7 protein-coding genes are annotated in these 8,660 nt (G+C 45.9%); 5 read left to right on the top strand and 2 right to left on the bottom strand.

Features of this window, described 5'->3' with window-relative positions; all coding sequences use genetic code 11:
• Positions 1-543: 543 nt before the first annotated feature.
• Positions 544-1,179: a peroxiredoxin gene (locus tag IM462_RS14755; protein WP_002761158.1), complete on the bottom strand. Its 636-nt coding sequence runs from the start codon at positions 1,177-1,179 to the stop codon at positions 544-546.
• A 478-nt stretch (positions 1,180-1,657) separates the two neighbouring features.
• Between IM462_RS14755 and psbU the strand changes: the two genes are divergently transcribed.
• From psbU to IM462_RS14735, 4 genes are all read left to right on the top strand, one after another.
• Positions 1,658-2,065 carry a photosystem II complex extrinsic protein PsbU gene (gene psbU / locus IM462_RS14750; RefSeq protein WP_002735501.1) on the top strand — a complete coding sequence of 136 codons (408 nt, stop codon included), beginning with the start codon at positions 1,658-1,660 and terminating at the stop codon, positions 2,063-2,065.
• 193 nt (positions 2,066-2,258) lie between these two features.
• Positions 2,259-3,926, top strand: a complete 1,668-nt coding sequence (gene nadB / locus IM462_RS14745; protein ID WP_287701530.1) for an L-aspartate oxidase — start codon at positions 2,259-2,261, stop codon at positions 3,924-3,926.
• 206 nt (positions 3,927-4,132) lie between these two features.
• Complete coding sequence (locus IM462_RS14740; protein ID WP_287701528.1) at positions 4,133-5,254, top strand: HEAT repeat domain-containing protein; 1,122 nt, start codon at positions 4,133-4,135, stop codon at positions 5,252-5,254.
• Entirely contained in the window at positions 5,251-6,324 is a 1,074-nt protein-coding gene (locus IM462_RS14735; RefSeq protein WP_287701527.1) for a glycosyltransferase, read from the top strand. Before IM462_RS14740 ends, IM462_RS14735 begins: the two co-directional genes overlap by 4 nt.
• Positions 6,325-6,616: 292 nt before the next feature.
• On the opposite strand, the gene IM462_RS14730 is transcribed toward IM462_RS14735, so the two are convergent.
• Positions 6,617-7,864 carry a vanadium-dependent haloperoxidase gene (locus IM462_RS14730; RefSeq protein ID WP_287701525.1) on the bottom strand — a complete coding sequence of 416 codons (1,248 nt, stop codon included), beginning with the start codon at positions 7,862-7,864 and terminating at the stop codon, positions 6,617-6,619.
• Positions 7,865-8,185: 321 nt separating this feature from the next.
• Here IM462_RS14730 and IM462_RS14725 point away from each other — a divergent pair, with 321 nt between their 5' ends.
• Positions 8,186-8,437, top strand: a complete 252-nt coding sequence (locus tag IM462_RS14725) for a YciI family protein (RefSeq protein WP_271991743.1) — start codon at positions 8,186-8,188, stop codon at positions 8,435-8,437.
• Positions 8,438-8,660 lie beyond the last annotated feature (223 nt).

Below are 8,660 nucleotides of genomic sequence, written 5' to 3'. Positions count from 1 at the left end.
TTGCCTCTCGCCCGTCCTCAGAGTGAACGATTGGAGCGAGTTTCATTTTTGATACTACGGGAAAATCTGCCTGACTCAGCCTTGCATTAGTAATGACAGTCTTAAATAAACTTAAAATAAAATTTACTTATAGATCTAACCCAGAATTCTGGACGCTCCTTGCTCGATCTCTAGATAATTTCATCGATCTACAATCTAGCTAAACTAGCCATTACTAAGCATTTGGAGCTATAATGTTAATTGTTTTTTTAGCCTTAAGCCGATTTTTATTAAATATTAATTTAACTTATAGTTAAGATAGATGTCGATGAATTGTCTTTAACCCAGCCAAGAAATTGCTTTTCGGCACTACTGCCGGTAACACATCTAGGGAAACTAGGAAAAAATATATTGACAATCAAACTGATAAATGATATGGGGAGATAAATCCCCTGTGGCCAGGGGTAGCATCCGTTAAAACGGATGGCTAACCCTCCCTGACGATTTCTTGGTTTTTGGATTGCCAGTTTTCCAGGATATGGTTCACCGATTAGCAAACCCTAATTACTTATTAGGTTGGGGAGTCATGCGTAGATAGGGTTTAATTTCTTCAACTCCTTTGGGGAATTTGCTACGAGCTTCTTCAGTGGGAATAGAGGGAACCACCACACAATCGCCGCCATCAGTCCAGTTAGCCGGGGTAGCCACTTGATAGTTATCGGTGAGCTGCAGGGAGTCAATCACGCGCAGGATCTCGTTAAAATTGCGTCCCGTGCTGGCAGGATAGGTAATGGTTAAACGTAATTTTTTGTTGGGATCGATGATAAACACCGAACGTACCGTCAGATTATTGAGGGAATTGGGGTGAATCATGCCGTAGAGATCCGACACTTTGCGATCGCCATCGGCGATAATCGGATAGTTAACGGTAGTGTTTTGAGTTTCGTTGATGTCATTAATCCAACCCCGATGGGATTCGGCACTATCCACACTCAAAGCGATCACTTTCACATTACGTCGCTCAAATTCTGACTTAAGACTAGCCACCGTACCTAATTCCGTGGTACAAACGGGGGTATAATCAGCCGGGTGCGAGAACAGCACCACCCAGCTATCTCCTACCCACTGGTGAAAAGAAATCGGACCTTCACTAGAATCTTGTGTAAAATCTGGAACGATATCACCCAATTGGAGAGCCATAATTGTGTCTTCCTTATTATATATTTCAAGACAAGCAACAGTTTATGATGCCATAGGAGTGCTGTTCGTCATTGATAATTTTAGGGATTTATAATAATTGGGTTAGGGGATAGGGGAATGAGGAAATGGGGGAAGTGGGGAGATAGGGAAATAGGGAAATTCAACTGTAGCAGCAGCCAGATGGCAGCAGGAAAATCTTTGCCAGAAAAGGGTTTTAGCGATTTAGATTGTCCTAACCAACTTGTTTTTTGTGATCAAACCCCAAAACCGCAAAACCCTTCCCCTAGGGGGGCAAACTAGGTTATGATCTGGTCTAATGGCATGATATAACTTTTTTAACTAGCTATCAGCGTTCAGCTAATAGCTAGGCTGCGGTGGCAAATCCCAATTCCCCACCCTATGCCTAGTCGGAAGGCTGACGGCTTAACTTCTTGTCCTGATCGTTAATTTGCCTTGGTTTTAGGAGACCACAACTGCAATGAAGAATCTTGTTCGTCTGCTGGCGGTAATTGCCTTGATTATCGGGAGTTTTTGGGGCAAAGTTCCCGCTCAAGCTCTCAATCTTACCTCGATCGCCCTTCCCTCTCATCCCGTGGCGGTCTTAAATGCGGCTGATGCTAAACTAACCACAGAATTCGGGGCGAAAATCGACCTTAATAACAGTGATATTCGTGATTTCCGGGACTTGAGAGGGTTCTATCCCAATTTAGCCGGTAAAATCATCAAAAACGCCCCCTACGAAGAAGTGGAAGATGTCCTCAATATCCCCGGACTCTCGGCCACTCAAAAAGAGCGTTTACAGGCCAATCTGGAGAAATTCACCGTTACTGAGCCTTCTAAAGAATTTATCGAGGGTGATGACCGTTTTAACCCCGGGGTTTACTAAATCCGGTTAATTACGGTTTTAAAAAAATTTCAAGGTGAGCGATCGCTCACCTTTTTCAGTGATTAGCTTCTGAAGGCAAGAGGCAAAAGTAAAGAATCTGGCATACTGCCCCAAGGGAAAGACCGGGGATTTTTGCCAGAGCTATAGAGAAATGCAATGCTAGAATAAATAGAATTTATCAATTAACTCCTACATGGTCGTTTCCTCGCAACTGCCGAGTTATCAAGATGTTTTAGTGGTGGGATCGGGAGCGGCGGGATTGTATGCCGCGCTGTGTTTACCCCCTAACTTAAAGGTGGGTTTAATTACCAAAGAAGATTTGAAAACTGGGGCTAGTGATTGGGCGCAGGGGGGAATTGCGGCGGCCACGTCTCCTCAGGATTCCCCCGTTTTCCATTTAGAAGATACCCTGAAAGCCGGAGCGGGCTTATGCGATCGCTATGCCGTGCAGTTTTTAGTCGAGAAGGCCCCCCAAGCGATCGCTGATTTGCTGCGGTTAGGAGTTAGTTTTGATCGCTCTGGAGATGACTTAGCCCGCACTCTTGAGGCTGCCCATTCCCAGGCCAGGGTGCTGCACGCAGCTGATCGCACGGGGAGAGCGATCGTCAGTACCCTGATGGAAAAAGTGACCGAGCGACCCAATATTACCATTATTCCCCAAGCGATCGCGCTGAAACTCTGGCTTGACCCGGAAGGGCAACGCTGTCAAGGTATTTGTTTACTCCATCAAGATCATCTCTATTGGCTGCGAGCGCAAGCAGTCATTCTGGCGACGGGAGGCGGTGGTCAAGTCTATGCCCAAACCACTAATCCCGCCGTTAGCACTGGGGATGGAGTCGCCCTCGCTTGGCGTGCTGGGGCAGTGATTCGCGACCCGGAATTTTTTCAGTTTCACCCCACCGCTTTGACTGTGCCGGGGGCGCCGCGGTTTTTAATTAGTGAAGCGGTGCGCGGCGAAGGAGCGCATTTAATTGATGCTCTGGGGCGGCGTTTTGCCTTCGATTATCATCCTGCCGGAGAATTGGCCCCCCGGGATGTGGTCAGTCGGGCGATTTTTAGCCATTTGCAGAAAACCTCTGACGATCCCGCCCATGCCAAAGTATATCTAGATTTAAGACCGATCGAACCAGAGCGTCTGCGTTATCGTTTCCCCAATATTATCCGCATCTGTCAAAAATGGGGCATTAATGTGTTTGAAGATGTGATTCCCGTTGCCCCCGCCGCTCACTATTGGATGGGAGGAGTGGCTACCGATTTAAACGCCCGCACTTCTCTACCCGGTTTGTATGCGATCGGCGAGGCGGCCAGTACGGGTGTTCACGGTGCTAATCGTTTAGCCAGTAATTCTCTTTTGGAATGTATTGTCTTTGCGGCAAATTTAGTTGAAATAGGTCTAGAGCCAGAAAACTTGGTGGGGGAAAGACCAGAAAAAACCTTAGAAATTGCGGAAAACTGGCAGGAAGAACAGGAATACTGGCAAAAAGTACGGAGAGAATTACCGATTTTAATGTGGGAAAATGCGGGAATTTGCCGATTTCAAAATGAGTTAGAAACTGCTATCCTACGGGTGCATCAGTGGAAACAACAGTTACAATCCTTAAAGATGGGCCAATTTCTCCAGAATCTTCTCCCCGACAAAGGACAATTATTTTTGTGTCCCTCGGTGCAGTTAGAAATAAGGATAGCGATCGAGACGTTAAATCTTTTAGATATCGCCGACTTAATTCTGGAAAGTGCCTTATTAAGAGCAGAAAGCCGAGGTGGTCACTATCGGGGCGATTATCCAGAAACTGTGGCTAATTGGCAAGTACACACGACTATTCAAGGTCGAACCTGGCGCAAAACTCCTGTACAAGCTTAATTAGGCCGGTTTTTCACAGATAATCTCTGAGTGCTAAACAGTGGAATCTATCTCCGATCCCAGCAGCGGCACGATTTGCCTGACGCTGACCGGGGGCTTTTCCCCATCATCCTGGTCTATGACCCATCTCTGGGGTTCAGTGCTTGTCATTTATGGCTTTTAGGCTATCATACTGTTACCTACCCCTAAACAGTTACATAAATTCTATGATCAAACCTAATTTTCTATTGTTGTTAGCTATCGGTGTGAGCAGTTGGGGTCATGATTTTCAGGCTTTATCCAAGGCTAACGCCCAAACTCCACCTAGGTTAGAGCAGGCCCAGACTGTCGCCACTTACGATCAGTTGATGAAAGCTGGTTACGAGGCCAAAACCCAAAAGAATTATCAACTCGCCCTAGAAAAATTTCAACAAGCTCTGGCACAACGTCCGAACGATAACTCTGCTCAAAATGCGATCGCTGATACGCAGAAAGACCTAGGTCAAACCGGCACGGTTGCCAACCCTGCCGCCAAAAATGAGAATTTGCCAATACCATTAATTGCTGGCTCGGCCTTGTTATCCATCGCTTTATTGGCAGCTTTACTATCGCTTTTCCTTCAATACCGTCCCAAGGGCAAGGCCTCAAAACGCCGCAAAAAGACAACTTACGTCAACGTCAATCCTAAAAACCCACCCGACAACTTCTTTGAGGGCAATGGCAATTCCTTCGGTGCGGACACCAAAACCAGCAGTGAGATTAATGACAATTGGGAGGATGATTTCGCGTCTTCTTTGCCCGTACAAGCTACCTCCCGCATCCCGAACGCAGACTCAATTATGAGTTTAATTGAAAGTCTCCGCGATGACGATCCCCGTACCCGCAGACGGGCGGTTTGGAAGCTGGCACAGATGTCTGATTCTAGGGCAATGCAGCCTTTAGTCGATAGCATGATGGATGGGGATTCCTACGAACGTAGTTTAACCCTAGAAGCTCTCGCTCAAATCTGCACCCGCTCCCTGCGACCGATGAACCAAGCTTTGGCTATCTCTCTCCAGGATAAAAATCCCCAAGTGCGGAAAAATGCCATTCGCGATCTAACTAGACTCTACGATGTCATGTCTCAGATCAGTCAATTAATTTGTCATGCCCTTGATGATTCCGATGAGGAAGTGCAGGAAACGGCACGCTGGGCAATTAGACAGTTAAATCTGCAATTAGCTCCCCGTTTAGATATTGCTCCCCTGGAAACCACCGGTGAACCAGAAGATGATGATGTACAGGATACTTCCTTCACCGAAACCACACTGACTTTCACCGAAACCACATCCACTGAGGTGCAAAATTGAGTCGAAAACTGTTATTTATCTCCACCCCCGTGGGATTTCTGGGTTCGGGGGGCGGCGGTGGCGTAGAATTAACTCTTTATAATCTCGCTCGCACTCTGACCAGGCAAGGCTATCTGGTGCGGGTAGTGGCTCCAGAAGCCTCGCAGTTGCATGATATTCCCTTAATCACTATAGCAGGAAATGCCCAGATTTCCGCCCAAAGTCAGGGCCAGCAAGCCCCGATTTTAATGCCCGAAAATGCCGTTTTGGCCAATATGTGGCACTACGCCCAATCAGTACAAAGTCAGTATGATTTAATTGTTAATTTTGCCTACGATTGGCTCCCTTTTTATCTCACTCCTTTTTTTGCCACTCCCGTCGCCCATTTCGTCAGCATGGCTTCCGTTTCTTTGGCGATGGATCATATTATTGAAAAAACCTATAGCAGTTTTCCCCATTTACTCGCTTTTTACACCCTCGCCCAAGCGGAAACTTTCTCCCTCTCTCCCCCCTATCGCTGTTTGGCTAGTGGTTTAGACCTATCTTTGTATCAGTTTCGGGCCGATTCCTCCCCCTGTCTAGCCTGGGTGGGACGGATTGCCCCAGAAAAAGCTTTAGAAGATGCGATCGCTGCTTGTCAACAGTTAGGTGTGCCTTTACGCGTTTTCGGTCATATTTCCGATCCTCTCTACTGGCAAAATTTACAGGATACCTACAGTTTCGATTTAGTCGATTATCGCGGGTTTTTGCCCACTGGGAGCCTACAAAAAGAGCTAGGCGACTGTTTTGGCCTGTTGATGACCCCGCGCTGGGTTGAGGCTTTTGGTAACGTGGCTATTGAAGCTTTGGCCTGTGGTGTTCCCGTAGTTGCCTATCGTCGCGGTGGTCTGGTAGAAATTATTGAAGATGGAAAAACTGGGTTTTTAGTTGAACCCGATAGTATCGAGGGATTAGTTACAGGAATTAAAAATTTAGACCAGATCGATCGATATTTTTGTCGTGCAGTAGTCGAGCAAAAATATTCCCTAGAAGCTTTAGGAAATCGAGTTATTGCTTGGTTTGAAGAAATTTTTACTCGCAGTCAAAAATAAATAGGCTCTCTTGGTTTAGTCTGGTTAAATCTTTATCCCAGAAGGGTTCGGGATCAACCACAGAGACACAAAGAACACAAAGATTGATCGATCCTATGATAAGTTATACCATTTCTCTAAATGAAAACTACACATCGAATTTAAGTCACCCTTTTTAAGGGGGATTTAGGGGGATTAAACTTCTGTAGTCAGACTTTGGAGAATTGGTATTAAACTTATCACACAGAACCTAGAAGAGCCAAAAACGCCTACCTCAAACTAATGGGTAGGCGTAGTTTATCGGTTACTCTACCTAAACTCTCTGTAAAACTTTGGCATAGACAAAATCAGCCAACTGTGTACCTGACCAGAAACCGTGGTCACCGTCCCATTGAAAGTGAACTCCCAGATAAACACGGCTGCGACCATTTTCCAAAGCCGCCGAACTAAAACTATTATAGGTGCGTTTAATCCCCTCGGCGTTAGGATCGTCCGTGTCGGCGGTAAAAGTGACGTTATCAGTACCAAAGAAATTACGCATAATCCCAGCGTGGGCCGCCCCAAAAGTGGCATGACCAGAAACATAGGCAGGGAAAGCGGGACTAAAACGCTGACCGGCGGTATTAATTGATAGGGGTTGCCAATTGGGATCAGCTTCGGTTAAAAGATTACCATCTTGATCGGCCAGACGGATCGCTGTTTCCGGTCGCCAGAGATTAATCGGCAGCCGGTACTTAGCATCCCACGCCACAATAGCGGCATCACCCATGACTAAACCCACTAGGGCAAATAAACGCGCTGTTTCCAGTAGAGATAAATTTCTTTGTTGGGCAACAATTTGGGTAATGCGGAACAGATGGCCGGGGGGTTTATAGGTTCCATCCACATCATTCGCCCAGAAAAAGGCAATTCTAGTCTGTGCAGCAGTACGCGCAGAGGAATTGGCCGCCCCTAACAGTTTGACTTCGTTAAACTGGGCCGCATATTCAGGACTACGGAGAAGGTCGATTTTATTAGCATAGTTACCCGGAAAGGGCGGCCGAAATTGACTCCCAGAAGTCATGACAAAGGGAGTCACGTCCGGCCATTGGGGGGCAACCGCATCCCCGGATCCTGTCGGTCGCCAATCCCCCGGCTGATTACCCGGTTTATACAGGGGAGGTTGGTCAGAACCGTCATTCTGACGCAGGGTGAGAATGGAATCGGCCACGGCCTGCCCAAAGGTTTTACCTTTGGTATCGGCATCGGACATCTTAACCACGTTTAATCTTTGCAGGGATGTATCCAAAGCAGTATTAAAAGTCATGGTCAGATTGACATAAATCCGGCTAAGAATACGATGGGCCGCATAAACCGCCGCTATTTCAGGAGAAGTACTGGGATCAGGCTTTAACTTTAAATTGCTAGGATAGGGACTGTATAAATTCCCCGAAAGGGCATTAATGGCGTTAAACATCGCCACCTGTAACATCGCCCCCGCCCGGGCAATCGGTGTCGGACCGCCACCAATTTTCCGAATAGTTTCTAAAAAAACGTCATTCCACTCGATAATTACGTTCATATCGTTACCTCCTTTAATATCGCAACTTTGACTTAACAGCCCCAGTCTATTGAATAATTTCAATAGTAACCATAGAAGTTTAGGCTATTAACAAGAAGTTAAGTGACGTAAATCCCACTTTAAAGCACTGGCAATTTGTCAACTACTTTTTACAAAAATTAACTATTGCAGTTATTACTTATCAGATTTGACTGTTCAGTTCACTGATGACTGTTGACTGATAACAGAAAACCCTGCCACGTGCCACTTTTCTAGATCGATTTAGCCTGATTGACGATTCGATCGTAAAATAGCAACAGATCAAGAGAGTACAGGTCAAATATGCCGAAATTTGTTGTCTGGGGTAGTTATTGTGAAAACGTGCTGGAAAAACGCGCACCCTATCGTCAAGCGCATCTAGAGGGATTAAATCAACAGAAAGAACGAGGAATTCCCGTTACTATCGGACCAACGGCAGATTTAAGCCAAGTTTTCGCAATTTATCAGGCAGCCAGCGAGTCGGAAGTGCGAGAATTAGACGATGGGGGTTCAGTTGTCATTATTCTCAGTTGTAAACATCGAAAAAATGCTTAAGGCAGACTATAATATAAGTCCCTCTCCTTTAGATTGATCCCCAAAGAGTGAAAAAATGGTAAATAACCAAATTGATTTACGGTGGTGGCTACTTAGTAACTTGGCAAATGTTCAATCTTTGTCAATTATTTACAGAATATCGGTAATAGTCACTTTTATTATCTTTATTTTTTGCGCTTTTTCTCCTCTCATATTCCTGAGAACTCCCACGGGTAAGATACAG

It is taken from the genome of Microcystis sp. M144S2, from assembly GCF_020246065.1.
Classification (GTDB): Bacteria; Cyanobacteriota; Cyanobacteriia; order Cyanobacteriales; family Microcystaceae; genus Microcystis; species Microcystis ichthyoblabe_A.
This window is presented reverse-complemented; position numbering and strand designations above follow the sequence as displayed.